Origin of the sequence: Pedococcus sp. NPDC057267, from assembly GCF_042668795.1 — a bacterium.
Classification (GTDB): domain Bacteria; phylum Actinomycetota; class Actinomycetes; order Actinomycetales; family Dermatophilaceae; genus Pedococcus.
The window spans coordinates 1-23989 of the sequence record NZ_JBHUYG010000032.1 but is presented as its reverse complement, the minus strand read 5'-3'; the positions used below and the strand labels follow the sequence as shown (position 1 = coordinate 23989).

Sequence of the window (23989 nt, the reverse complement as noted above, 5' to 3'; positions counted from 1 at the left end):
GGGACAGAACTATGACACCGACTGCCGACAGGACTCATCGGTCGGCAAGGCGCACCAGCGCGGCCACCTCGTCCTCGAACGCGGCGAGCAGCTCCTCCGGGTCGTGGACGACACCGGCGTCGGCCATGAGGCCGACCCGGACGGTCCCGGCATACGTGAAGATGCACGTCCCGAGCGTGTGGTGCCCCGACCCCGGCACCCAGCCGAGCACACCGGTCACGGGCACCCCGCCGAGCAGGCGCGGCGAGCGCGGGCCTGCGACGTTCGTCGTCACACCGATCGCCTTGTTCGCGAAAAAGTCCACCAGCGCGCGCTCCACCGGTGGCACGGTCCGCGCGATGAGCCCCATGAGCGCGAACGTCATCGGCGCCTCGGGCGACCGCTTGAGCCAGTCCATCCGACGCTTGGTCTCGGCCAGGCGCGCCAGTGGCTGCGTGGTGCCGCTGGGGTAGGTGAAGAAGACCAGGGCGAACCGGTTGCCGAGGGTGGACGGCAGCGGCCTGTCCAGGGGGCGCAGGTTCACCGGCACCATCGTCACGAGGTCCACCGGGCTAGCGCCGTGCCCCTGCTGGTAGCGGCACAGCGCCCCCGCCATGGCACCCATTAGGACGTCGTTGAGCGTCCCGCCCTCGAGGTGCGCCACCTCCTTGAGCGCGTCCAGGGGCAGTGGTCGCGTCCACACGACGCGCTTGTATGCCGAGGGCTCACCGCCGAGCGGGCTCGCCCGCGTGTGGGTGAGCAGGAGCTGGGCAGCGACCTCGGCCGCGAGGATCCCGCTCTGCACCAAGGCCATTCCGCCGGAGGGCGTGCCCAGGCGGACGACCTGGCCCAAGCCGTCGCGGACCAGCGCGGCCCCAGCCACCACACTGCCACCCAGGCCGCCGGCCCTCCCGTCGGCGGCCTCCGGAGGTGACTCGTCCCGGGCGGCCTCCCGCTCGGGAGCCGGTGCGCGCACACGCCCCCTGCGCCCGCGGCGACTCCCCACCGCGTCGGTCATCGACAGAAGCACCCGTGCCAACGAGATGCCGTCGGCCATCGCGTGGTGGATCCGGCCGAACACCACCGCCCCGTCACCGTGGCCGTCGATGAGCTGCACCTCCCACAGGGGGTGGCGGGGGTCGAAGGACAGGTGGAGGTACTCCTCGACGTGGGACTGCAGCGCTGCGTCGTCACCCGGCTCGGCCAGTGTCATCCGGGTGACGTGGCGGTCCAGGTCGAAGGCCGGGTCGTCCTCCCAGCGGGGCAGCCCGACACCGAGCGGCGGGGCGACAGGGTGCTGGTGGAACACGGGGTAGCGGTCCAGCACCCGGGTGCGGACGATCCGGACCACCTCGTCCCAGTCCGGCGGGGACGCGAGGAACATGAGCGTGACGATGACCATGCGGTTGCTCGGGCGGTCCATGCTGAGCCAGATCGCGTCCACCGGCTCGGTCCGCCTGCGCGTGCTCCCGGCCATGGTGGCTCCCGCGTGCGGCGCTTGTCCGGGGCGCACGCCCCGGCTCGGACCTCGCCAGCCTCCGACCGGTACAGCGGGCGGCCTAGGGACGATGGTCCTCCCGCGAGATCCGGTCTTCTCAGCGCCGGCCGAGCCCCAGGGGCCGGGTAAACACCTTCTCGCGCTCGGTCGCCTCGGTGAGGTCGTGCCTCCGCGCGGCGAGAAGCGACTGCACGTCGATGTACCCGACCACGGTGTCGTGCTCGTCGAGGACGGCAGCGCCGTCGTGGCCGTGCTCGGCGAACACGTAGGCGACGTGCCGCAGGGTGTCGCCCTGCCCCACGACGTGGTGGGCGCCGTCTGTCGCGAGTCGCTGCGCGCGGGCCATGGCTTCCAGGCTGGTCTGCATCGCGTCCGCCGCGAAGAACGTCTCCAGCGGGTCGGTCGAGTAGTCGCGGGTGAGGTGCAGCCCGCGACGGGCGATCTTCTCCGTGAGCACGGAGCGCTGGAGCACGAGCACCGACACGGCATACGCCGCCGACGAGGCGATGAGCAGCGGCAGCAACGCGTCCCAGGCGTGGGTGAGCTCGAGGGTGAAGACGACGCCGGTGAGCGGCGAGCGCATCACCCCGCCCACGACGGCCGCCAGGCCGAGCATTGCCCAGAATCCGGGAAAGACCCCGGGCAGGACGAGGCCGAGGGCCGCCCCGAGGGCGCCACCGATCATGAAGACCGGGGCAAGGACGCCACCTGAGGTTCCTGAGCCCAGCGACAGGGACCAGATGAGGGTCTTGACCACGAGGATGCTTACGATGAGTCCAGTGGTGGCCCGACCGGTGAGCAGCTGGTCGATGACGTCGTAGCCGACCCCGAGGGCGCGGGGCTCCACGAGCCCACCGAGGCCGATGACGAGGCCCCCGAGCGCCGGCCACCACATCCAGTGGATCGGCAGCCGCCGGAACAGGTCCTCCGCGAAGTAGACCAGCCACGTAGCGCCCACGGCAACGAACGCACCGCTCAGCCCGACGAGGACGCTGAGGGTGTCCGCCGTCCAGGCGATGTGCACGTTCGCGTCCGGGACCGGGAAGATCGCGCCCAAGCCGATCAGCGGTCCGCGCACGACCGTAGCGACGGCGACCGCTGCGACCACCGGCACGAAGCTGCGCGGCCGCCACTCGAACAGCAGCAGCTCTACGGCGAGCAGGATCGCGGCGAGCGGCGAGTTGAACGTGGCCGCCATCCCCGCCGCGGCCCCGGCCACGAGAAGCGTCTTGCGCTCGTCCGCGGTGAGCCGCAGGTGCTGGGCGAGGATCGAGCCGATCGCTCCCCCGGTCATGATGATCGGGCCCTCGGCGCCGAAGGGTCCTCCGGAGCCGATGCTGATCGCGGCGGAGATCGGTTTGAGGACAGCGACCTTCGGCTCGATCCGGCTGCCGCCGATGAGGATGGACTCGATCGCCTCCGGCATGCCGTGCCCGCGGATCTTCTCCGACCCGAAGCGGGCCATGAGCCCGATCACCAGGCCGCCGACCACGGGCGCCAGCAGCACGAGCAGCCAGGGGTGGTGCACCGCGCCGGGGGCGACGAGAGAGGTCTCGAACCGCTGGTAGAAGACGATGTTGGTCGTCAGTCCGATGAGCTTGAGGAGAACGTATGCCGCGCCGGCGCCGAGGGCTCCCACGGGCAGCGCCCAGAGGGTGATGAGCAGCATCCGTGGCTGCACGTTGAAGTCCCCGAGCTCGACCTGCTTGCCCCCGTTCACAGCGGCACCGGCCCCGTCAGGTCGTCGTGGTCCCGCCGCAGGGCGTGGTGCAGCACGGTGAGGCTGTCGGCGAGGAAGGCGAGGGCGGGCCGCTCGAGGCTGACCAGCGCGCGGCTGAGCTCGCGGGACCGCCACGCCAGCACCGCGTCGATGACCTCCTCACCGTGGTCGGTGAGCGCGAGGAGGACGCGACTGCGGCTCCCCGGGTCGCCGGCCCGGGACACGTGGCCGGACTCTACGAGCCGGTCGGCGAGACGGGTGACCGACGAGCCGCTCACGGCGAGCACGCGCGCCAGATGGGTGCACGACGCCTCACCTTCGTCCCGCAGCGCGAAGAGCAGCCGCATCTGGGGCAGCGAGACCTCGCCGACCTCGTCGACGCTGCGCACAGCGAGGCCGAGCAGGTCGCGCGTGACCTGCTGCAGCGCGTCGACCGTGGTGGAAATGGGCTGATTCTCTTGCACTCGACAAGTCTTGCATGCGACAACTCTTTCCCCTGACGCCGGTCCGCCTTCCGGACAGGGACAGTCAGCCGCTGAGGTCGGCGAAGAAGACGGCGCCCGCGAAGGCCAGGTAGAGGCCGAGCAGCATGACGCCCTCGAGCCAGTTGGCCTTGCCGTCGTCCAGCAGGTGGCGGGTGAGCAGCGTGCCGATGATCAGGGCGCTGAGCTCGAGCGGGCTGAACGCCAGGTCGAACGGGTTCCCGGTCACCAGGCCCAGCAGGACGAGGATCGGGACGACGAACATCGCGAGCTGCATGCTCGCCCCGACGGCGATCTCACTGGCGACGCCGAGCCGGTCCTTGGCGGCCAGGCCGAGCGCGCTGAACTGCTCGGCGGCGTTGCCCACCAGCGGCAGGATCACGAAGCCGATGAAGCCGCTGTGCAGCCCCAGCGCCGACCCCGCCTCCTCGACGCTGCCGGCGACCATCTCCGCCGCCACCGCCACGAGCGCGGTGGCCACGGCCAGGACGACGACAGCACCCTTGACCGACCACGTCGGGCGCCCGTCCTCGGCAGCCTCGCCGGCCTGCTCCTTCCCGCCCGCCTGCTCCTCCTCGACGCCCGCCCCGTCGCCGCCGGAACCCCTGCCATCTGACCCCTCGCCGCCGGAACCCTCACCGTCCTCCTGGAACTGGTGCCGGTTGGTCCGGAGCATGAACAGCATCGACAGCGCGTAGACCGCGAAGAGGATCAGGGCCACGAGACCGCTGACCTCGTCGAGCCGGGCGGTGGAGCTCTCCGGCCGGAACGAGAAGACCGTCGGCAGCAGCAGGATCCCCATGGCCAGGAACAGCATCGTGGCCTGCACGCGCGAGGTCACCGTGATCGGCACCTCGCTCTTGTCGTGCGCTGCGACCACCATCGAGACGCCGAGCAGCAGGAGCAGGTTGCCGATGATCGAGCCGGTGATCGATGCCTTGAGGACGGGGATCTCGCCGTTCACCACGAGGAGCGCGGCGATGAGCAGCTCGGCGACGTTGCCGAAGGTCGCGTTGAGCAGGGCACCCTTGCTCCCGCCGACGCGCTCTGCCAGGACCTCGGTCGAGCGGCCCACCAGCCCGGCGAGCGGGATGACCGCCAGCGCGGACAGCACGAACAGCACCGGCGCCCCGAGGCCGACCACGTCGGCGAGGACGGCGGCCGGCAGCGCGACGACCAACACGTCCAGCACGCGCCACGGACCGAGTCTCGTCCTCACCCCCGCCCTCCTGACGCCGTGTGGGGACACCTCGTCGTCGTCACGTGCCACCCTCCTCGCGCCGGTGCTCCACGGGCCACGGGCCGGGCGCCGGGGCCCGCGTGCCGTCACCTCCGGGTCCCGGACATGGTGGCAGCCGGGTGGTGTCACCGCGATTCGAACGACGGCAGGCCGTGCGCGCCCGGTCCTGACGCGACCCGGGTCGCGGGAGGGCTTCCGCCCCCGTGTTTGCCCCGCGGAGCGGTGGGTACAGAGGCGCAGTCCACCGAAAGGGGCAGAAATCATGACCGATCGACTCCAGAACGCGATCGGCGACGGACTCAGCGCCGTCGCAACCTTCGTGCCGAAACTCGTCGCGTTCCTGCTGATCCTCATCATCGGGCTGTTCGTTGCGAAGGCCATCGGCAGGGCCGTCGACAAGGTGCTCGAACGCGTCGGGTTCGACCGCGCGGTCGAGCGAGGCGGCATACGCCGCGCCCTGGAGCGCAGCACGTACGACGCGTCGGCCATCGTCGGCAAGCTCATCTACTACGCACTCGTGCTGTTCGTGCTCCAGATGGCCTTCGGGGTCTTCGGGCCCAACCCGATTAGCGAGCTGCTGACCGGTGTCATCGCGTTCCTGCCCAAGGCGATCGTCGCCATCATCATCGTCGTCGTCGCCGCAGCCATCGGCGCCGCGGTCCGCGACATCGTGGGCAACACCCTGAGCAGCCTGTCCTACGGCCGCGCGCTGGCCAACACCGCCGCCTTCTTCATCATCGGGCTGGGCATCATCGCGGCCCTCAACCAGGTGGGGATCGCCACGACCGTGACCATGCCCGTGCTGATCGCGGTCCTGGGCACCGTCGCCGGCATCCTCGTCGTGGGTGTGGGCGGGGGCCTCGTCCGCCCGATGCAGTCCCGCTGGGAGCAGTACCTCGACACGCTGTCGACCGAGACGCGCAAGGTCCGCGCCGAGGCCGAGCGGGCCCCCTCGGCCCGTGAGCAGGTGCGGGAGATGGCCGAGCGCGCCCGCCCCAGCGGCAACGGCTCGCAGGCCCCGTCCACGGCGACGGGTGTCGTCGAGGACCCGACGTTCTCGCCCCAGGGCGGCAACCACCAGTACGAGGACGACTCGACCGTCGCCTGGAACCCCGACGACGTCCGGCGCTCCTGACCGTCCGCCGGCCCCGTCTCCCCCCCGGAGACGGGGCCGGCGCGAACGCGGACGAAGGTCCCTGCCCTGCCGCCCGGCTTGCTGGGAGGGTCGCCGGTGGAGCCGTTCTGCCCACCGGGGGGGGGTGTCGTCATGGCCCGCATCCGTGGAGGCGTCACGATCGACGCGCCGGTCGAGGAGGTCTTCGACCTCGTCGCCGACGAACGCAACGAGCCGGCGTACAACCCGCGCATCGCGCGCGCCGAGCAGCTGGGCGACGGACCCGTCGGGCCCGGGTCACGGTTCCTCGCCACCCCTCGGGGAATCGGGCGGGCGGGACGATGACCGTGGACGTGCTCGAGTACGACCGCCCGCGCCGCCTGCACCACCGCGTGAGCTCGTCGTACGTGCAGGTCGACGGCGACCTGACCTTCGAGGCCGCGGGTGGCGGCACCCGGCTGCACTGGGACTGGGACATGCGACTGGTCGGCCCGATGCGGCTGCTGTCCCCCGCGCTCGTACTCGTCGGACCACGCTGGGAGCGACGGAACTGGGTGGGGCTCAAGCACTTCATCGAGTCCGGGGGGCGCTGAGCCGGAGAACCCGTCCTGCCCCGACAGCCGGTGTCCGCATCCACCCCAGTGCGGTTCACTGGTGCCGTGCGCACAGCGCAGCGGTTCGGATCCGCTCGGCTCGAGGGTGTGGGCCGCGTCGCGTATGCCGTGACGGGCACCGGGCCGGGGCTGCTCGTCGTGCCGGGATGGTTGAGCCACCTGGAGCTGGGCTGGGCCATCCCGGCCGAGCGGTTGTTGCACGACGCCCTGTCCGCGGGGCGCACCCTGGTCCGCTACGACCGGCCCGGGTGCGGGCTGTCGGAGGAGTACATGGGCCCGCGGACGATGGAGCTCGAGCTGGCGACGATCGAGGCGGTCCTGGCGCAGGCGGACCTCGGCCGCGTGGACGTCCTCGGGTGGTCGCTCGGCGCCGCGGTGGCCGCGCAGTGGGCCGCCGACCGGCCGGACACCGTATCCAAGCTCGTCCTGTACGGGGGCTGGGCGAACGGGGGCGAGGTGGGCGACGAGGACAGCAGGCGCCTCCTCCTCGAGTTGCTCGCCACGCACTGGGGCCTGGGCTCGGACGTCCTCACCGAGCTGTTCGCGCCCGAGGCGGACGCCGGCACCCGGCTGGCGCTGGCGGCATACCAGCGCGCAGCGTCCTCGACCGAGACGGCGGTCGCGCTCCTCCAGCTCGCCTACGCCGTCGACGTCCGCGCCGCACTCCCCCGGGTGCAGGCGCCCACCCTGGTGCTGCACCGGCGCGGGGACCGAGCGGCCCCGGTCGCCCAGGCCAGGCTCGTCGCCGAGATGGTTCCCGGCGCCGTGCTGGTCGAGCTGGAGGGTCGCTCGCACCTGCCGGCGATGGGGGACCCGGAGCCCGTCGTGGCCGCGGTCAGGCGGTTCCTCGGCCTGCCGACGGCCCGCCGGGCCGTGGCGACCGGCCTCACGCCCCGCCAGTCCGAGGTCGCGGCCCTCGTGGCGCAGGGGCTGACGAACCGCGAGGTGGCGCAGCGCCTGGGCATCACCGAGCGATCGGCCGAGTCGCACGTCGAACGGATCCGGCTGCGCCTGGGCTTCCGGTCACGGTCCCAGGTCGCGGCCTGGCACGTGGCGAGCAGCGCCCGCGAAGTGCGGTAGTTCCACGGCTGTCCCCCGTCGGCCGCTCGCCCACCATGGGGGCATGTCCCGACGCCCGACCTCCCTGGCCCTCTCCGCAGTGGGCTGGGTCGGCTTCGGCGCGGTCACGCTGTGGACGGCAGCCTTCCTGGCCGGGGTCGTCGTGCCGCGGACCGCCGACGCACCGGTGCGCACGACCACCGGGCGCGCTCTCGCCGTCGACGCTGCCCTGCTCCTGCTGTTCGCCCTGCAGCACTCGCTCATGGCACGCCGCTCGGTCAAGGCGCGCCTCGCGCGGCGCGTTCCCGGCGACCTCGGGCGTGCGACCTATGTCCTCGCCACCGACCTCTGCCTCGTCCTCCTGCTCGCCCTGTGGCAGCCGGTGCAGGGACAGGTCTGGCGACTCGACGGTCCGGCCGCCGTGGTCGCCTGGGCCCTGTACGCGGCGGGCTGGGGGCTGGCGGTCGCCGCGACGTTCGCCGTGGACCACCTCGAGCTCACCGGTCTGCGCCAGGCCGGTTGGGCGACGCGGCCGCACCGGTCGCACGCGGGCCTGAAGGAGGACGGCCTGTACGCCCTCGTGCGGCACCCCCTCATGACCGGGCTCCTGGTCGCCTTCTGGGCGACACCGCGCATGGGGGTCGGCCACCTCGTCCTCGCCGTCGCCGCGACCGGCTACATCGCCATCGGCACCGCCTTCGAGGAGCGTGACCTGCGCGCGTCGTTCGGGAGCGCCTACGACGCGTATGCCGCGCGCGTGCCCGCCCTCGTGCCGGGTCTGCGGCGAGGTCGCTGAGGTCGCGCCTCCCCCGACTCGGGACGCGACTTGCACCCGCGGGCCCGCCTCACCCCGCGGGCCGGCCTCACCCCGCGAGCCGGCCTCACCCCGCGAGCCGGCCTCACCGCGCCCTGGTCGGCCGGGCGAGGCCACCGAGGGTCGCGAGCAACGGCCGGGCCTCGTCCGGCACCGTCGTGTCCGCCCAGGTGACGGTGCGGCTCCGGCGCCCCTGCACGACGTGCACGGTGTAGGTGAACTGGTCGGCGCCGGTCGGTCCCGGGGCGGGTGGCGCAGTGCCCTCGACGGATCCGGCCGTGCTCGTGGGCGCACCCGGTCCGGCGGGCGCGTTCCCGCTGCCGGAGCCGCCCAGCAGGGCGGCGGCGACCTGGGCCTGGTCCTCGGGCAGGTCGGCACCGAGGCACTCCGCCACCAGGTCGATCCCCGCGAACCCGCCGCTGCGGCGGTAGGTGATGTGCAGCTCCTCTGTGGCCACGGCTGCAGGATAGGTCGCAGACGCGGGTGCCGGCTCGGCCTCCTGCCTGACGCGACGACCCCGTTCCGTGGTCGCGCCGGTCAGCGCACCTTGACCTTCACGGCATCCCAGCCGGCCTGCACGGCGGAGGCCTCGGCGCTGCCGGTCCCGTACCGCGTCCTCGCCGAACGCAGCGTCAGCGCCGCGAAGCGGGCGAAGGTCGCCGTGGGACGCAGGCGCGGGTCGGCGAGGGTGTCGTACCAGATCTGGCCCGCCGCCTCCCACGCGTTGCCGCCGATGGTGGTCGCGACGACGTAGAACGCGTGGTTGGGGATGCCGGAGTTGGTGTGGACTCCTCCGTTGTCCGACGTGGTGTGGACGTAGCCGTCCATCGTGGCCGGCTGGTTGTCGTACGGGTTCGCGGTGCCGGGCGCCTTCATCGACCGCAGGGCGGGTGCCAGCTGCGGTCCGACGATGTCGGCGCCGATGAGCCAGTCGGCCGCCGACGCGTCCTGCCCGAGGTGGTACTGCTTGACCAGCGAGCCGAAGACGTCGGAGACCGACTCGTTGAGCGCGCCCGACTGGCCGGAGTACCGCAGGTTCGCCTCGTGCTGGGTCACCCCGTGGGTGAGCTCGTGGCCGACCACGTCGATGCCCTTGGTCGTGTCCGTCAGCATCTGGCCGTCGCCGTCACCGAAGAACATGTGCCCGTTGCCGTCCCAGAAGGCGTTGTCGTAGTTGGTGCCGAAGTGGACTAGGCCCTGGATCTGCATGCCCTGGTCATCGATCGAGTCCCGGTGGAACTGCTCCCAGTAGAGCTTGTACGTGTAGCCGAAGTTGTCGTACGCCTGGTTCACCGAGGCGTCCGCCACCGGCGCCTGGCCCTCGGACCGGACGAGCGTCCCCGGCGTGGTGGCAGTGGAGTGGTGCTGGTCGTACATGGCACGGTTCGGGGTGCCCGCGCCGGCGCGGACGGCAACCGGGTGCGCCGCCGCGACGATGCTGGCAGCGGCTTCTGCGCGGGTGACCCGGAAGCTCTGGTCGAGCTGGAGGGTCTCCAGCAGGGCCTCACGCTGGTCCGGGTCGGCGTCGCGGGCCACGCGGGCCAGCAGGTCCGGCGGGATGATGCACGCGATGGGGTGCCGGGACGCAGACCGAGTCCCGCGAGGCGCCGTGGTGGCTGGTTTCCGTGGCATGTCCACTCCTCTCCCGAACGGGAACGAGACCTGCCTCGATGCTCCTCGCCCCGGGAGCGGTTGTCATCATGCGTTTGCGTGACTGTGTGCGCGCTGGCGTCGCGTTGGGCTCCTCTCGACGGGCGTCCCGGTCAGTCGGCCAGGTGGGCAGCGAGCCGCTCGACCGTGCCGTCGACGTCGGTGAGCTTGTCGAGCCCGAAGAGGCCGAGCCGGAAGGTCGAGAAGTCCTCGCCCTCGCCGCACATGAGGGGGATGCCGGCGGCGACCTGCACCCCGCGCTGCCTGAACTTCGCACCCGTGCGGATCTCCGGGTCGTCGGTGAAGGACACGACGACACTCGGCGCCGCGAAGCCGTCCGCCGCGACCGACCGGAAACCGTTGTCCGCCAACAGCGCCCGCACTCGCGCGCCGAGGTCGACCTGCGCCTTGCGCAGCGTCTCGAGCCCGGCGTCGCGGGTCTCGAGCATGACGGCGGCGTCCCGCGCGAGGGCGTCGGTCGGCATCGTCGCGTGGTACGGCGTCTGCCCCTGGGTGTACGCCTCGGTGATGGTGAGCCACTTCTGCAGGTCGACCGCGAAGCTGGTGGACGTCGTCGCCATCACCTGCGCCCGTCCTGCCTCGCTGAGCATCACGAACCCGGCGCAGGGCGATCCACTCCAGCCCTTCTGCGGGGCGCTGAGGAGCACGTCGACCCCCAGGTCCCGCATGTCCGCCCACATGGCTCCCGAGGCGATGCAGTCGAGGACGACGAGGCCCCCCACCTCGTGCGCGGCAGCGGAGATGCGGCGCACGTAGTCGTCGGGGAGCAGGATGCCGGCTGCCGTCTCGACGTGCGCTGCGAAGACGACCTCCGGTCGCTCGCGCTCGATGGCCTCGACGACCTCGTGCACCGGCGCCGGGGCCCACGGCGACTGCGGCTCGTCCGACGCGGGCCGGGCACGGCACACCGTCGTGGCGCCGGCGACCGAGCCCGCGTCGAGGATCTGGCTCCAGCGGTAGGAGAAGAGGCCGTTGCGGACCACGAGGCAGCGCCGGCCCGTCGCAAGCTGACGCGCGACCGCCTCCATGGCATACGTGCCGCCGCCCGGGACGACGGCCACGGTGTCGGCACCGTAGGTGGTGCGCAGCACGTCGATGATGTCCTGCATCACGCCGACGAAGCGCTTCGACATGTGGTTGAGCGAGCGGTCGGTGAACACCACCGAGTACTCGAGGAGGCCGTCAGGGTCGATCTCGGGGCGGGGAAGGCTCACTCCAGCAGGTTGCCACAGGTGTGCCTCGGCCGCGGACCGGGCGCGACGACGAGTTCCTTCGCCGGCACCGGTCTGCCACCCTGATCCCCCACACCCGACTCCGGAGGCCCGCGTGCGCAAGGTCGTGCTCTACACCCTGATGTCGCTCGACGGCGCTGTCGACCACCCCGACCGCTACTTCGCCCCCACGGGCGAGGACGCCGAGGTCCCTCAGTTCGACGATGCGATGGAGGCCAACGAGGCCAAGGTCATCGGCACCCAGGACGCGGTCCTGCTCGGCCGGGGGATGTACGACCAGTGGGCGGGGTTCTGGCCAACGGCCGACTACCAGCCGTTCGCCGACTTCATCAACGGTGTGCGCAAGTACGTCCTGACGTCCTCGCCGCTGACCGCCGAGTGGCCCGGCGCCGAGGCGGTGCACCGACCGGTCGCCGACCTCGTCCGCGAGCTCAGGTCCTCACCGGGTGGGGACATCGGCGTCCACGGCAGCATCGAGCTGGCGCGCAGCATGCTCGCCCAGGGCCTGGTGGACGAGCTGCAGCTGGTGGTGGGGCCGACCATCGGCTGCAGCGGCCGCCGCCTCTTCGCCGACGGCGACGCCACCCGACGCCTCGAGCTGGTCCGTGCCGACTCCACGCCCAGCTCCGCGCTGCTCCTCGCCTACCGCGTTCGAGCGGCGCAGGGCTGAGGCCCTCCCGACGCGCGGTCAGCGCGTGGCGGGCAGCTGCGCGGAGAGGAACTCGTGCAAGGTCTGGCGGTGCTCCTCGGACAGGGGGCCGGGCGCAGCCAGCAGCGGTCCGAGGTCACCCGGTGCCACGACGAGCACGTCGTCCGTGTCCGACTCCACCGACGGCGCGGAGCCGCCCGTGCAGAGGACCCCGTCCACGCTGACGTTGTCCAGGGACACGGCAGCCAGCTCTGCCCGCACGGCAGACACCTGCGCGCGCACCGTCCCCGCGGTGTTGGGGTCCTGAAGGCTGCGGGTGTGGACCACGACGACCCCGGCCGGACCGATGGCCAGGTGGGCCACCTCGCCGCGCCTCCCCGGGAGCCTGCGGTGGTGCAGTGACAGCACCCCGTCGTCGGCCGCGGCCCCGAGCAGTGACTCGACCCTGGCGTCGTGGTCGCGGGCAGCCTTCGCCTGCTCGCGCTCGCCGCGGAACGTCCGCACGGTCAGCACCCGCGCGAAGAACCCATGCTTGCGCCGTCGCGCGGCAGGTCCCCGACCGTCCGGCGTCGACGGCTCCTCCAGCACGGGTGGCTCCGGGACGGCCGCCGGCTCCGCCCCCGGCTCGGCCGGCGGCTCCGCGCCAGGCTCGGGCGCCGGCACCTCGGCCTCGCGCGAGGCGTCCACCGGGGGCACCAGCCGCAGGTGCGGTTGCTCGGGCGGCGAGGGCGCGGCCATCGACTCCACGACCGCCGTGGGCGAGGGCGCCGGGGTGAGGGAGGCACGGAGGCCTCGAAGGGTCGCCGACACGACCTCCGCCTCGGACGTCCACCGGACCGGACCGTCGCGGAAGTCCGAACCCAGCGCGTGCTCCACCACCGAGCTCATCTCCGCCGAGCACGAGGGGCACCTGAGCCGCGTCACCGAGGTGACGTCGCCCGTGAGCGCCTCCGCGTGCACGGCGTGGCCGGGCGAGCGCACCGGCAGCGGTTCCCTGCGGTTCACCTCTGGGACCATGACAACCACTCCTTCCCCTGCGGGGCCCACGCTGGCACCGCCCTCGGCTCCCGGCGAGGTCTGACCGCGTTCTCGGGCGGTTTCCTGTATGCCGTGTCCATACGTTCGGTCACAGGAAGTCAAGGTTTCGTCGTCTGCCTGCGCTGCTCTGTGCCGCGGCGTGTCCTTCGCCCGCCCGTGGGCACCCCGGGGCGCAGGTTGCCGTGGACGGGAGGTGGCGTGTGGCGGACATCGAGGACGTCCTGGCCCTGGGCAGCGAGCTCGAGCGCTCGTACCCGGTCCACGTGCGCGGCCGCCTGAAGTTCCGGGTCGGGCAGGTCGTCTACGTGGCGTTCTCGCGGGACGAGTCCGTCATGGGCTTCGCGTTCCCCATGGAGGAGCGCGCGGCCCTCGTCGCGAGCGACCCGCGACGGTTCTCGGTGCCGTCGGCTTCGGACCTGCGCTTCAACTGGGTCCACGCCGACCTCGCCGCACTGGACCCGACCGAGGCGCGGGAGCTCGTCGTGGACGCCTGGCGCATGGTGGTGCCGCAGAAGGTGTCCCGCGCCTACGACCTGACGCACCCGGAGGGCCCGGGCTGAGGCTCGCGGCGCTGCGCTCGGCGCCCGCGAGCGAGTGCGGGTGCCGGCCCGCCCGGACCTCAGCCGAGGACCACCACCGTGTAGCCGCCGAAGACCTGGCCCTGCTGGCTCGCCGTCACGCGGTACACGTGTGCCGCGCCCGGGGGCGGTGGCTCGTCGGTGGTCGTCAGCCCGACCTGCTGGTGGTCCGAGGTCACCTGGTGCGTCGTCGCCCCGCCGACGCCGACTCCCCCGCCTCCGATGTCCCGGGGTGGCGTCAGCAGGACGTCGCCGGTCGGCGGCGCACCGGCCGGGAACTGGCCGCGCACCCCCGTACGGAGCTGCAGCCACGGCATACCCACGGGGACGACGCGCTCGACGGCCACGATGGCCGGCTCGTCGTAGAGCGGGCCGACCCGCAGCATGAGCGGGGCGTCCACCAGGGCAGCAGCCGCGACCGCCTCGAGCCCGCCGCGTGCCCGGAGCCCCTGCCCCGCGCCGGTCGCGATGACATGGATGTTCCGTTGCGCCACATGGCGGTTCAGCGCGGCGTCCCACGGCGGTGTGCCCAGGCCGTCGGACGTCTCGTCCCAGACCCGTACGACGAGGCACTCGTGCCCACCGTTGACGAACGTCGGCACCCACACCGTCGGGCACTTGACCACCCGGTGGCTGCGTCCGCTGTCGCGGGCGCCGAGGGAGACGATCGTCTCGCCGATCAGGTTCGCGCTGCCGGGCCCGATGCCGAGGGACGGGTCGCACCAGAAGAACTGGACGATGACGTTGGGCGCCTGCGCCCGGCCGAAGTTCCAGACATGGGCGTAGAGCGTGTTCGGCATCCCCGCGAGGGCCGTCTGCCCGAGGTCAGGCGGGATCTCCGGTGCGAAGGCCGGCTCGACGCCCGCCAGGAGCAGGATGTCCGGGCTCTCCCAGAAGGGACCGACGACCGGCCGCGCCCCGAGGTCGCCGGGGTTGGCCCGCATGAAGAGGAACGGCAGGTACATCTGGTCCCGCGGGCCAGGCCACCGGTCGGGCGGGTGGTGGTCGAAGTTGCCGGGCTGCACCACGCCGCCGGGCAGCTGGCCGGTCGACGTCCCGCAGTGGTGGCCGGGCCGTTTCGGGTTCTTCCACCCGACGGTCGTGCCGTCGCCCCCGTGGCCGTGGTCGCCGCGGTCGTGGTCACAGCCGCCGCGGTCGTGGTTGTCGTGGTGGTGGTCGTCGCGGTCGTGGTTGTGGTGGTCGCGGCCCCCGCGGCCCGTGTGGCAGCCGCAGGTGCACCCGCAGCAGCAGCAGCCGTGGCGGCGCTCGTCGTCCCGGTGGTGGTGGCCGTGGGCGTCGTGCCCGTGGGCGCAGCAGTCGTGGCTCATCGCGGGCCACCTCCCCCAGGGGTGCCCGGTCCGTGGTTGGACGGGCCATGGGTCGACGGGCCGTGGGTGGACGGGCCGTCATGGGTCCCGGTGCTGGGGATGTCCGCCCCTGGCGGATCGACGTAGTGCAGCTTCAGGGCCGGCTGGGGCCGCCACTTGGTGTGGACGCCGTCGTACAGCTGCGGCTCCACCAGCGGTGTGCGGTAGGGGATCCCGAGGTCGGTCGTGTCGGTCTCCTCGCCACGGACCCAGTCCCAGGTGAGGTACGCGTACGCGCGGTCCGCGTCGAGGTTGAACTGCGTCGAGTAGCCGGTCGGGTTCGCCAGCTGCCCGATGAGGTATGCCGAGAACGGCACCGGGTCGCCCAGCGGGCTCTGCCGCACCCTCGCCGTGCCGATGAAGGCCTCGTTGAGCTGGTCGGTCTGCCACGGCGTCTGCGCCCGCTCGTACCGGTACCGGGCCTCGCGGTCCGGCGGCGCGGTGGTCCGGAAGAACACCTCGTCCGGCCGCGTGCCCTCGGCATACGGTCCCGGTCGCATCGGCTTGTATGCCGTGGCGGGCCCCTCGGTGTCCGCGGCGCTCGGGTCGTAGGTCTCGGTGGGGGTCGTGATCTTTGTGTCCGAGCTGCCGCCCGTGTCGAGCAGGCTCGTGCTCGGGTACGCCCAGGGACGGCGGAACTCCCAGTCCTCCCAGTCCGACCCGACCGTGCCGTGGTACCGCAGCACCGGGTAGTACGGGTAGTTCGGGTCGCGCGTCGAGTGGCTGACGATGACCGACGGGTCGGAGTCGAGGTGGCCGAGCGGGTCGATCGCGTCCGCCAGTGCCTGCTGGAACGCCCCGTCCACCGTGGCCCCGAGGGTGATGAGCGGCAGGTCGATCTCGTTGGGAAGCCGCAGCTCGCCGTCCTCGTACCGCTGCTCGCCGTGCGGCATGAGGATGCCGGTGTGGGCCATGACGTCGTGCGTCTTGGCGGCGATGTCCCAGATCTTCATGGCGAGCTCGTAGATGCCGAGGCGCACCGGGTACGTCAGCGGGCTGAGCGCCATCTTGATGAGGTCGCCGACGAGCTTGAGCGCGTCCTCGATCTCCTTGACCGCCCACTCGATGAGCGCGACGAAGACCTCGCAGACGTCCACGACCGGGTTCGAGGAGTCGACGCCGGAGAAGTCGGGCGGCTGGGCCAGGTTCGTGAAGTCGGACGCCGGCGGCACGATGACGAAGTCGGGCTTGCGCGGCTTCTGCAGCTCCCACGACCCGCTGAAGTTGAGCTTGTACAGCGTGATCATCAGCCGGTACATCGTCTGGACCTGCCAGGGCATCGGGAAGCCCTGCGGCACAGGGAATCCCGGTGGTGGCGCGATGCCGTCGAGGATCTCCTGGAACGGCTTGTCGAGGCCGTGGCCCGTGACGTCCTTGACCACGGTCGTGAGCAGGCCGCTGTCGATCGTCTGCTGGAAGGCGTCGCCCTGGTAGATCCTCGGGTGCGGGTGGTCCTGAAACGTCTCGAGCATCGCCTTGACGATCGCGTCGGCCATCCAGCCCGGCATCTCGCCGTCGACGTCGAGCTGCTGCTTGCGGGTGTCGGGGTCGTCCGACAGCGGCGACGGTCGCTGGGCGCCGTGCGGGTCGTCGGGGGTGAGCTGGACGAGGAACCACAGGGCCGACATCGACAGCTCGGGGTAGTCGTCCGTCTTCCCCCACGGGTCCTGCGGGATGGTGCCGCCCTCACCGGACTGCTGGTAGTTCCACGCGTCGATGTGGTTCTCGATGAGGTGGTGCCGGGTCGGGTGGTCGCGGTACGGGCCGCCGCACTGCTCGTTGACGAAGCTGTGCGCGATCGTGTCCGTGCCCACGTGCACGATGTAGCCGAGGGCGAAGGCGAGGAACTGGTCGGAGCGCTCCCTGCCCTGGTCGGTGCCGTCGTCGAGCGCCTGCGCCTGGCGCACCAGCGCCTGGCACATGGCCGAGGTGCGGCGGTAGTGGGCCATGTCGCTCCAGAGGAAGTCCTCCTCGGGCCAGCCCTTCTGGATGACGGTGTTCATCAGTCCCCAGATGTCCGCGAAGGAGGTGAGCTCATCGAGGCCGATCTGCTTGATCGCGACGAGCAGCTCCTCCAGCCCGGTCTGGATCTCGCCGAGGATGCCGCCCGTGAGGTCGTCGGCGAGCTCGCCCACGGTGTCGACGAGCGGCCCCAGCGTCTTGTCCCACCACGTCGTGAAGTCCTGCCAGATCTTGTCGAGCTTGATGAGGAAGCGGATGATCCCGGCCAGCGTCGAGCTCACCTCCTCGAGGATGACGAGCAGCGGCTCCCAGTCGTCCTCCTTCGCCGCGTCGAAGTAGTAGTAGGTCGAGAGCGCCAGCATGATGAGGTCCGAGCGCGGGCCGAGGACGTCGTTGCTCCAGTCCTGGGAGAAGAAGAACAGGTCCGGGCCGATGGCACCGACGGCCGTGAACTTCTCCCAGTCGTGCATGACCTGGGCGCACTTCTGGGGGCTGAACGCCGACGGGACGTCGTCACCGCCCCCCAGCCCCGGCCAGTCGTCGAACTGCCCGCTCCCCAGCAGGTCTGCGACCCGGCGAGCCGTGTAGATGTGGGTGAAGTGACCAGGCATGGCGGACCTCGGCTCGGCCGGTGGTGCGAACGGTGTCGGATGTGGTGGGGATGCCCCGTTGAGTCGCCGCGTGCTGCATTTGACTGTGACAGCGCAGCTTGACCCTGTCCTCCACCGTTTGAGTGAGACGACGTCCGCTCAGCCTCAGCCCTCCGGCTGCGTCAGCCTCCGGAAGACCAGTCCGCGGTCGAGCAGCAGCGGCAGTCCGCGCGCGTAGCCGGGGGCCGTGCCGCCACCGGGGTGGTTGACGTGCGAGATCACGACCGAGCCCGGGCGCACGGTCGCGAGCTGGGCAGCCACCTGGCTCGCCGAGAACGTCGCGCCCGCGTCGCCGTTGACGTCGAAGCCGGCGACCTGCACCCCCAGGTCGCGCACCACCCGCAGGGCCACGTCGTCGTAGTGCGCGGTGCCCGAGCGGAACCACCGCGGGACCCGGCCGGTGAGCGCCTCGACCGACTCCATGCCGCCGGTGACCTCGTCCCACACCTCACCCACGTCGGCCGTCCCGCGGATCCCGTATGCCGCGCGGCCGGTCACCGAGAGCGGCACGTGGCGCACGCCATGGCTGCCGACCTCGAAGAGCGGGTCGCCGGCCAGCTCGGCGGCCACTGCGCGGTTGGCGCGCACCCACCGGGCGTTGAGGAAGAAGGTCGCCGGCACCTGGTGCCGGCGCAGCGTGTCGACCAGACGGGCGTCGTACCCGTCTCCGTGCGGTCCACCGCACGCGTCGAACGTCAGGGCCACCGCCCGTGCCGGGGCCAGGTCGCCGGTGACGCCGGGGAGGTCCATCCCCCACGCCCGAGGTGACAGGCCGGCATACCGGCGCACCTCGGTGGCGCGACTCGGGCGGGCGAGCTGCGGGGCCGACGGACGGGCAGCCGCCGCCCTGGTCGCGTGCCGCTCCTGCGTGCCCGGCGGGACGGAGGCGGGGGTGCCACCGCCCGACGCGCCCCGGACGACCCTGGCGGCGTCACGCTCCTCGAGCGCGCGCGCCACCGTGGCGGCGACGCCAGCCACACCCGCGGCGAGCACGACGCGACGGGCGACCCGAGAGGACATCGGACCTCGCTTCCGAGTGGACGGCTGCGGCCCGCAGCCGGACCGCGCCCCCACGGTGGCAAGCGTTGCTGGGAGCGGGTTCAAGACACGCCCCTCCCGTCCTCGAACCGTCCGTTCGGACGAGGCGCGCATGGCGGCGCACGGTGGCCACGCCCGGCGGGCCGCCCGCGCCCGGCATACGGTGGGGGGACCCGACACAGGAGGACCAACGTGGACACGCGGACCCTCGGCAGCGACCTGACCGTCTCGCCCATCGGCCTGGGCTGCATGGGCATCAGCCAGAGCTTCGGCCCCTCGCCGGAGCGACCTGCCATGGTCGAGCTCGTGCGGCAGGCGGTCGACCACGGCGTGACGTTCTTCGACACCGCCGAGGTCTACGGGCCGTACGCGAACGAGGAGGTCGTCGGCGAGGCCCTGGAGCCGGTGCGGGACTCGGTCGTCATCGCGACGAAGTTCGGCTTCGCCTTCGACGACGACGGCCGCCAGAAGGGTGTCAGCAGCCGGCCGGAGCACATCCGCGCCGCCGTCGAGGGCTCGCTGCGGCGCCTGCGCACCGACGTCATCGACCTGCTCTACCAGCACCGGGTGGACCCGGACGTCCCGATCGAGGACGTGGCCGGCACCGTCAGGGAGCTCATCGAGGCCGGGAAGGTCCGCCACTTCGGGCTCTCCGAGGCCGGGCCCACGACGATCCGCCGGGCCCACGCGGTGCAGCCCGTGACGGCCCTGCAGAGCGAGTACTCGTTGTTCTGGCGCGAGCCCGAGGAGTCGGTGCTCGGCACGCTCGAGGAGCTCGGCATCGGGTTCGTCCCCTTCAGCCCGTTGGGCCGCGGACTGCTCACCGGGCAGGTCAAGCGCGGCGACACCTTCGGGGAGGGCGACATCCGCGCCAACCTCCCACGCTTCAGCGGGGAGGCGCTCGACCACAACCTCGACCTCGTCGACAGGGTGACGGCCGTCGCCGCGCGCGTCGGCGCGACCCCTGGCCAGGTGGCGCTCGCATGGCTGCTCTCCCGCAGGCCGTGGATCGTGCCGATCCCGGGCACCCGTCGGCTGGAGCGCCTGGACGAGAACCTCGCCGCCGCCGACCTGCAGCTGGCGGAGGACGACCTCGCCGAGCTCACGGCCGCGTCCGACGCCGCGGACGTGCAGGGGGACCGCTACCCGGCGGCGATGCAGGCGATGATCGACCGCTCCTAGGGCGCGCCCGTCCGAGCCCGGGCGCGGCGGTCCGGCGCTGGCTACGATCCGGACGTGGGCCTCGCCGAGTGGTTCCTGAGTCCGGCCGAACGTGGGAACGCCGCCACCCGGCTGGACAGCCGGCACACCCCGGCGACGGGCTGGACGGAGGGGAACCTCGTGCACCCGCTCGTGCACGGCGCGACCTACTTCGCCGAGCTGGTCGCGCGCGTCGGCGAGCTCGAGCGCGGCGACCTGCTCCTGTTCGTCGACTGGCGGGGCGACCCGGACGAGCGGCTCACCGGCGAGCCGGGCAGCGAGGTGGCCGCCGTCTTCGCCGCCGCGGCCCGACGCGGGGTCGACGTGCGCGGTCTCGTGTGGCGCTCGCACTGGGACCGGCTCGCCTTCTCCAGCGCCGAGAACCGCACGCTGCAGGAGGACGTCAACGCCGCCGGCGGCCAGTGCCTGCTCGACATGCGGGTGCGCGCGGGCGGCTCGCACCACCAGAAGTTCGTCGTCCTGCGCCACCTCGGCCGGCCCGAGCGCGACGTGGCGTTCCTCGGCGGGATCGACCTGTGCCACAGCCGGCGGGACGACGCCACGCACGGCGGCGACCCGCAGCGCCAGGCCATGGCGGCGGCATACGGCCCACGCCCTCCGTGGCACGACGTGCAGCTGCGGCTGACCGGCCCGGCGGTCGGTGACGTCGAGACGGTGTTCCGCGAGCGCTGGGAGGACCCCCAGGTGACGAGCCGCTCGCCCCTGCGGTGGGCGGGCGACGCGCTGCACCACGACCGGGTCCGCGCGACGCCCCTGCCGCCGCAGCTGCCCGACCCGGCGCCCACCGGTCCGCACCCGGTCCAGCTGCTGCGCACGTATCCGCGTCGCGCGGGCGGCTACCCCTTCGCCCCGCGTGGCGAGCGCAGCGTTGCCCGGGGCTGCGCCAAGGCGGTGGGGCAGGCCCGCTCGCTGGTCTACGTCGAGGACCAGTACCTCTGGTCGCCGGACGTCGCGCGGACCTTCGCGGACGCGCTCCGTCGCAACCGGGACCTGCGACTGGTCGCCGTCCTCCCCCACCGGCCCGACCAGGACGGCCGGCTGTCCATGCCGCCGAACCTCGTCGGTCGCGACCGCGTGCTGAGGGCCCTGCGGGAGGTGGCGCCGGGGCGGGTCGCCTTCTACGGCATCGAGAATGCCGAGGGCACGCCGGTCTACGTGCACGCCAAGGTCTGCGTCGTCGACGACTCGTGGGCGAGCGTCGGCTCCGACAACTTCAACCGGCGGTCGTGGACCCACGACTCGGAGGTGTCGGCAGCCGTCGCCCACGAGGGGTACGCGCGCGGGCTGCGCGAGCAGCTCGTGCGCGAGCACCTCGGTCTGGACGACGCCGAGCCGACCCCCGGCGTCACCGACCTCTTCGACGCGTTCGCCCAGCGGGCCGAGGCACTCGACCGGTGGCACCGCGAGGGCCGCGTCGGCGCACGGCCGCCGGGCCAGGTGCGGCCGGTCCACGACCCGGGGCTCGGTCGGCTGACCCGCGCCTGGGCCGGAGTCGCCTACCGGTACGTCTACGACCCCGACGGCCGGCCGCTGTCGCTGAGGCTCCGCCGGCGGATGTGACCCCTGGCGGCCGAGCCCTCCCGGCTACTTGGCCAGGCCGGCTACTTGGCCAGGCCGGCTACGAGGTTGACGGTGACGCTGATGACGACGGCGCCCAGCAGGTACGACAGCAGCATGTGGCGCAGGATCGTGGCGCGCAGGTCCTGGCGGCTGATGTCGGTGTCCGACACCTGGAACGTCATGCCCAGGGTGAAGGACAGGTAGGCGAAGTCGCTGTACCGCGGGTCCGCGTCCTGGTTGAAGTCGATGCCGCCGCGGGGCTCGTCGCCGTAGTACATCCGGGCGTAGCGCACCGTGAAGAGGGTGTGCACCATCGCCCAGGCGAGCGCGACGCTGAGGACGGTGAGGACGGCCTCGACCACCTTGCCCGACCCGCTGCCGGAGGACCCGGTGCCGAGGAAGAGCCCCACCGCGCCGAGGCTCGCGATCGCCGCAGTGAGCACGGCGGCGTCGGCCGACTTCTGGCCCGGGTCCTCCCGGGAGGCGTGCTGCTCGGTGGCGCTGCCGTCCAGCGGCCAGATGGTGAACCACATCCACCCGACGTAGAGCGCGGCGCCCGCCATCCACCCGACGAGCAGACCCAGCTGCCAGCCTGCCGGCGTCGCCGCCGTCCCGACCCCCACGACCAGACCGACCGCCAGCGCGGTGAGCAGCCTGGGCCGGGCTCCGGCGCCGCGGATCCCGCCGCGCGGCGGGGCGCTCACGCGGCACCCCCGAGGCGGCACGGGAGGGGTTCGGGCGGAGCGCCGGGCACGGCGACGTCGACTGGCATGGGCGGACGGTACCGCGCTGACCTGCAGGAACACCCGTGCCGGATGTCACGACGCGCCGGGAGCCACCCCCATCGGTCCCCGGCCCGCGACACCACGATGCGAACCACAGGCGGACCACAGCGTGTGGTGGCAGAGTGGCGCCGTGCAGTCGGCGACGCAGGGGCCTGGAGGCGCCCTCCAGCGCGCCGTGGTGGACACGCTTGCGGAGGCGACCGGTCGCGAGTCCCGCGACAACCCCGTCCTCGCGGGCACCGGCGGTCCGGCCGGGAACGCGTTGCTGACGGCGTGGACGGCGCTGGTCCTGCTGGCCCTGTCGGTCGCCGAGCTGCTGACCCTGTTCGACGTCCGCGGGCTGATCTCGTGGCACGTCGCGCTCGGTGCCCTGCTCATCCCGCCGGCCGTCATGAAGACGGCGAGCACCGGCTGGCGGATGGCCAGCTACTACCTCGGCCGCAAGCCCTACGAGGTGGCTGGTCCCCCACCGCTGCTCATGCGCCTGCTCGGACCCCTCGTCGTGGTGTCCACGCTCGGCCTGCTCGCATCCGGCGTGCTGCTGATCCTCCTCGGCGAGGAGGAGGCCCGGCGCGCGAGCCTCACCGTGCTGGGTTTCCGCGCCGACTGGGTGACGGTGCACCAGGGCTTCTTCGCCGTGTGGGCCGTCGCAGCCGGCCTGCACCTGCTCGGCCGGGTCGTCCCCGCCCTGCAGGCCACGGTGATGCGTCGACTGGGCGGCGGCCGCGCCGTGCCGGGGCGCTGGGCCCGTGTGCTCTGGTTCACGGTGATGGTGGTCGGCGCCGCCGCGCTGGCCGTGGTGCTGGTGCACGCCGACAGCAGCTGGGCCGCGCACGGTTTCGGTGACCGCCCCGGCATCCGCCCGGAGGACGGCTGAGCACTGGTCGGGCGGGGGGCGCTCAGCGCACGCGCGCGACCCGGCGGATGTTGGTCCAGCCGGTCCAGCCCTGGGACTCCAGCCGCGCGAGGATCCGCTGCGCGCCCGGGACGGAGGTGAGGAAGACCCCGTCCAGCAGGCCCGCGAGGTCGTCGGGCAGGGCACCCTCGTCCCACGCGTCATCGGGCACCGCCTCGAACTGCTCGACCAGGCGGTCGGCGACGACGTCGAGTCGCGGGTCGTCGGGGGCCCACGTCCTGATGTCGTACAGCTCGCGGTAGAGCTGCTGGATGCTCGGGTCGTCGAACTGGGCCTCCTTGACCTGCATGTAGAACGGCATCCGCTCGGGCAGGTGGGCGGCCACGAGGATCCACGCGTCGCGCTCGGCCTCGACCATCTGCTCCGGCACCCCGACCGCCCGGAGCCGGTCCAGGTAGGCGACCGCCTCCGGTGGCAGTGCGAGGCTGTCGCCGGCGGCGAGCAGGGCGATCCGCTCGCGGTGGCGCTGTCGCTCCCGGATCTCGGCGCGGAGGCGCCGGTCGATCTCCCCCACCGCGGCCGCGAACTCGTCCCCGCCGGCGGACAGCAGCTCGCGCACCCGCGACAACGGCACCCCGGCGTCGGCGAGGGTGCGGATCCGGACGAGCTCGACCACTGCCGCCGCGTCGTAGCGCCGGTACCCCGAGGAGTCGCGCTCGGGCTCGGGCAGCAGGCCCTTGGCGTGGTAGTGACGGACCGCGCGCACCGTCACGCCGGCATACGTCGCGAGCTCGCCGATCGTCAGCATGGCCCCATTCTCCCCACGCGGTCCGGCGGCTCGGCCCACCCCGCGCGGGTGGGC

The 23989-nt window shown here is 72.7% G+C and carries 23 protein-coding genes; 10 read left to right on the top strand and 13 right to left on the bottom strand.

The window, feature by feature from the left end; translation table 11 throughout:
• Positions 1–34 precede the first annotated feature (34 nt).
• From ACFUC1_RS09145 to ACFUC1_RS09130, 4 genes are all read right to left on the bottom strand, one after another.
• Positions 35–1456: a wax ester/triacylglycerol synthase family O-acyltransferase gene (locus ACFUC1_RS09145; RefSeq protein WP_379118870.1), complete on the bottom strand. Its 1422-nt coding sequence runs from the start codon at positions 1454–1456 to the stop codon at positions 35–37.
• Positions 1457–1574: 118 nt separating this feature from the next.
• Entirely contained in the window at positions 1575–3197 is a 1623-nt protein-coding gene (locus tag ACFUC1_RS09140) for a chloride channel protein (RefSeq protein WP_379118868.1), read from the bottom strand.
• Positions 3194–3661 (bottom strand): MarR family winged helix-turn-helix transcriptional regulator, encoded by a 468-nt coding sequence (locus tag ACFUC1_RS09135; protein ID WP_379118866.1) that lies wholly within the window; start codon positions 3659–3661, stop codon positions 3194–3196. The genes ACFUC1_RS09140 and ACFUC1_RS09135 overlap by 4 nt, the downstream gene beginning before the upstream one ends.
• Before the next feature lie 64 nt (positions 3662–3725).
• A complete protein-coding gene (locus ACFUC1_RS09130; protein ID WP_379118864.1) occupies positions 3726–4898 on the bottom strand; it encodes a calcium:proton antiporter in 1173 nt (390 codons plus the stop codon).
• A gap of 283 nt (positions 4899–5181) precedes the next feature.
• Between ACFUC1_RS09130 and ACFUC1_RS09125 the strand changes: the two genes are divergently transcribed.
• From ACFUC1_RS09125 to ACFUC1_RS09105, 5 genes are all read left to right on the top strand, one after another.
• On the top strand, positions 5182–6054 hold the full coding sequence (locus tag ACFUC1_RS09125; RefSeq protein WP_379118862.1) for a hypothetical protein: 873 nt from the start codon (positions 5182–5184) through the stop codon (positions 6052–6054).
• Between the two features lie 132 nt (positions 6055–6186).
• Positions 6187–6378, top strand: coding sequence for an SRPBCC family protein (locus ACFUC1_RS09120; protein WP_379118860.1), 192 nt, complete (start codon positions 6187–6189; stop codon positions 6376–6378).
• Entirely contained in the window at positions 6375–6626 is a 252-nt protein-coding gene (locus tag ACFUC1_RS09115; RefSeq protein ID WP_379118858.1) for a hypothetical protein, read from the top strand. The genes ACFUC1_RS09120 and ACFUC1_RS09115 overlap by 4 nt, the downstream gene beginning before the upstream one ends.
• A 66-nt stretch (positions 6627–6692) precedes the next feature.
• A complete protein-coding gene (locus ACFUC1_RS09110; RefSeq protein WP_379118856.1) occupies positions 6693–7727 on the top strand; it encodes an alpha/beta fold hydrolase in 1035 nt (344 codons plus the stop codon).
• 43 nt (positions 7728–7770) lie between these two features.
• Positions 7771–8502, top strand: coding sequence for a methyltransferase family protein (locus tag ACFUC1_RS09105; protein ID WP_379118855.1), 732 nt, complete (start codon positions 7771–7773; stop codon positions 8500–8502).
• Positions 8503–8605: 103 nt separating this feature from the next.
• Here ACFUC1_RS09105 and ACFUC1_RS09100 read toward each other — a convergent pair whose 3' ends face one another.
• The 3 genes from ACFUC1_RS09100 to ACFUC1_RS09090 form a co-directional block, all read right to left on the bottom strand.
• Positions 8606–8977 (bottom strand): protealysin inhibitor emfourin, encoded by a 372-nt coding sequence (locus tag ACFUC1_RS09100; protein WP_379118853.1) that lies wholly within the window; start codon positions 8975–8977, stop codon positions 8606–8608.
• 80 nt (positions 8978–9057) lie between these two features.
• A complete protein-coding gene (locus tag ACFUC1_RS09095; protein WP_379118851.1) occupies positions 9058–10152 on the bottom strand; it encodes a M4 family metallopeptidase in 1095 nt (364 codons plus the stop codon).
• Positions 10153–10283: 131 nt separating this feature from the next.
• Complete coding sequence (locus ACFUC1_RS09090) at positions 10284–11405, bottom strand: aminotransferase class V-fold PLP-dependent enzyme (protein WP_379118849.1); 1122 nt, start codon at positions 11403–11405, stop codon at positions 10284–10286.
• Positions 11406–11517: 112 nt separating this feature from the next.
• On the opposite strand from ACFUC1_RS09090, the gene ACFUC1_RS09085 reads away from it, so the two are divergent.
• Positions 11518–12093 carry a dihydrofolate reductase family protein gene (locus ACFUC1_RS09085; protein WP_379118847.1) on the top strand — a complete coding sequence of 192 codons (576 nt, stop codon included), beginning with the start codon at positions 11518–11520 and terminating at the stop codon, positions 12091–12093.
• A gap of 18 nt (positions 12094–12111) precedes the next feature.
• On the opposite strand, the gene ACFUC1_RS09080 is transcribed toward ACFUC1_RS09085, so the two are convergent.
• Positions 12112–13089: a hypothetical protein gene (locus tag ACFUC1_RS09080; RefSeq protein ID WP_379118845.1), complete on the bottom strand. Its 978-nt coding sequence runs from the start codon at positions 13087–13089 to the stop codon at positions 12112–12114.
• Positions 13090–13310: 221 nt separating this feature from the next.
• Between ACFUC1_RS09080 and ACFUC1_RS09075 the strand changes: the two genes are divergently transcribed.
• Positions 13311–13670 (top strand): MmcQ/YjbR family DNA-binding protein, encoded by a 360-nt coding sequence (locus ACFUC1_RS09075; RefSeq protein WP_379118843.1) that lies wholly within the window; start codon positions 13311–13313, stop codon positions 13668–13670.
• A 59-nt stretch (positions 13671–13729) separates the two neighbouring features.
• Here ACFUC1_RS09075 and ACFUC1_RS09070 read toward each other — a convergent pair whose 3' ends face one another.
• The 3 genes from ACFUC1_RS09070 to ACFUC1_RS09060 all read right to left on the bottom strand — a co-directional run bounded on the left by ACFUC1_RS09070 (position 13730) and on the right by ACFUC1_RS09060 (position 18687).
• Positions 13730–15016, bottom strand: coding sequence for a hypothetical protein (locus tag ACFUC1_RS09070; RefSeq protein WP_379118841.1), 1287 nt, complete (start codon positions 15014–15016; stop codon positions 13730–13732).
• The gene (locus tag ACFUC1_RS09065) at positions 15013–17628 is read right to left on the bottom strand and encodes a zinc dependent phospholipase C family protein (protein ID WP_379118839.1); all 2616 of its coding nucleotides are present in this window, start codon (positions 17626–17628) and stop codon (positions 15013–15015) included. Before ACFUC1_RS09065 ends, ACFUC1_RS09070 begins: the two co-directional genes overlap by 4 nt.
• 144 nt (positions 17629–17772) lie before the next feature.
• Positions 17773–18687, bottom strand: coding sequence for a polysaccharide deacetylase family protein (locus tag ACFUC1_RS09060; protein WP_379118837.1), 915 nt, complete (start codon positions 18685–18687; stop codon positions 17773–17775).
• Between the two features lie 210 nt (positions 18688–18897).
• Between ACFUC1_RS09060 and ACFUC1_RS09055 the strand changes: the two genes are divergently transcribed.
• Complete coding sequence (locus ACFUC1_RS09055) at positions 18898–19887, top strand: aldo/keto reductase (RefSeq protein WP_379118835.1); 990 nt, start codon at positions 18898–18900, stop codon at positions 19885–19887.
• A gap of 54 nt (positions 19888–19941) precedes the next feature.
• Positions 19942–21486 carry a phospholipase D family protein gene (locus ACFUC1_RS09050; RefSeq protein ID WP_379118833.1) on the top strand — a complete coding sequence of 515 codons (1545 nt, stop codon included), beginning with the start codon at positions 19942–19944 and terminating at the stop codon, positions 21484–21486.
• A 41-nt stretch (positions 21487–21527) separates the two neighbouring features.
• Here the strand turns inward: ACFUC1_RS09050 and ACFUC1_RS09045 are convergent, their stop codons facing one another.
• Positions 21528–22190: a DUF1345 domain-containing protein gene (locus tag ACFUC1_RS09045; RefSeq protein WP_379118831.1), complete on the bottom strand. Its 663-nt coding sequence runs from the start codon at positions 22188–22190 to the stop codon at positions 21528–21530.
• Positions 22191–22401: 211 nt separating this feature from the next.
• Here ACFUC1_RS09045 and ACFUC1_RS09040 point away from each other — a divergent pair, with 211 nt between their 5' ends.
• On the top strand, positions 22402–23148 hold the full coding sequence (locus ACFUC1_RS09040) for a hypothetical protein (RefSeq protein WP_379118829.1): 747 nt from the start codon (positions 22402–22404) through the stop codon (positions 23146–23148).
• 22 nt (positions 23149–23170) lie between these two features.
• Here ACFUC1_RS09040 and ACFUC1_RS09035 read toward each other — a convergent pair whose 3' ends face one another.
• Positions 23171–23935 carry a MerR family transcriptional regulator gene (locus ACFUC1_RS09035; protein ID WP_379118827.1) on the bottom strand — a complete coding sequence of 255 codons (765 nt, stop codon included), beginning with the start codon at positions 23933–23935 and terminating at the stop codon, positions 23171–23173.
• Positions 23936–23989: the final 54 nt, after the last annotated feature.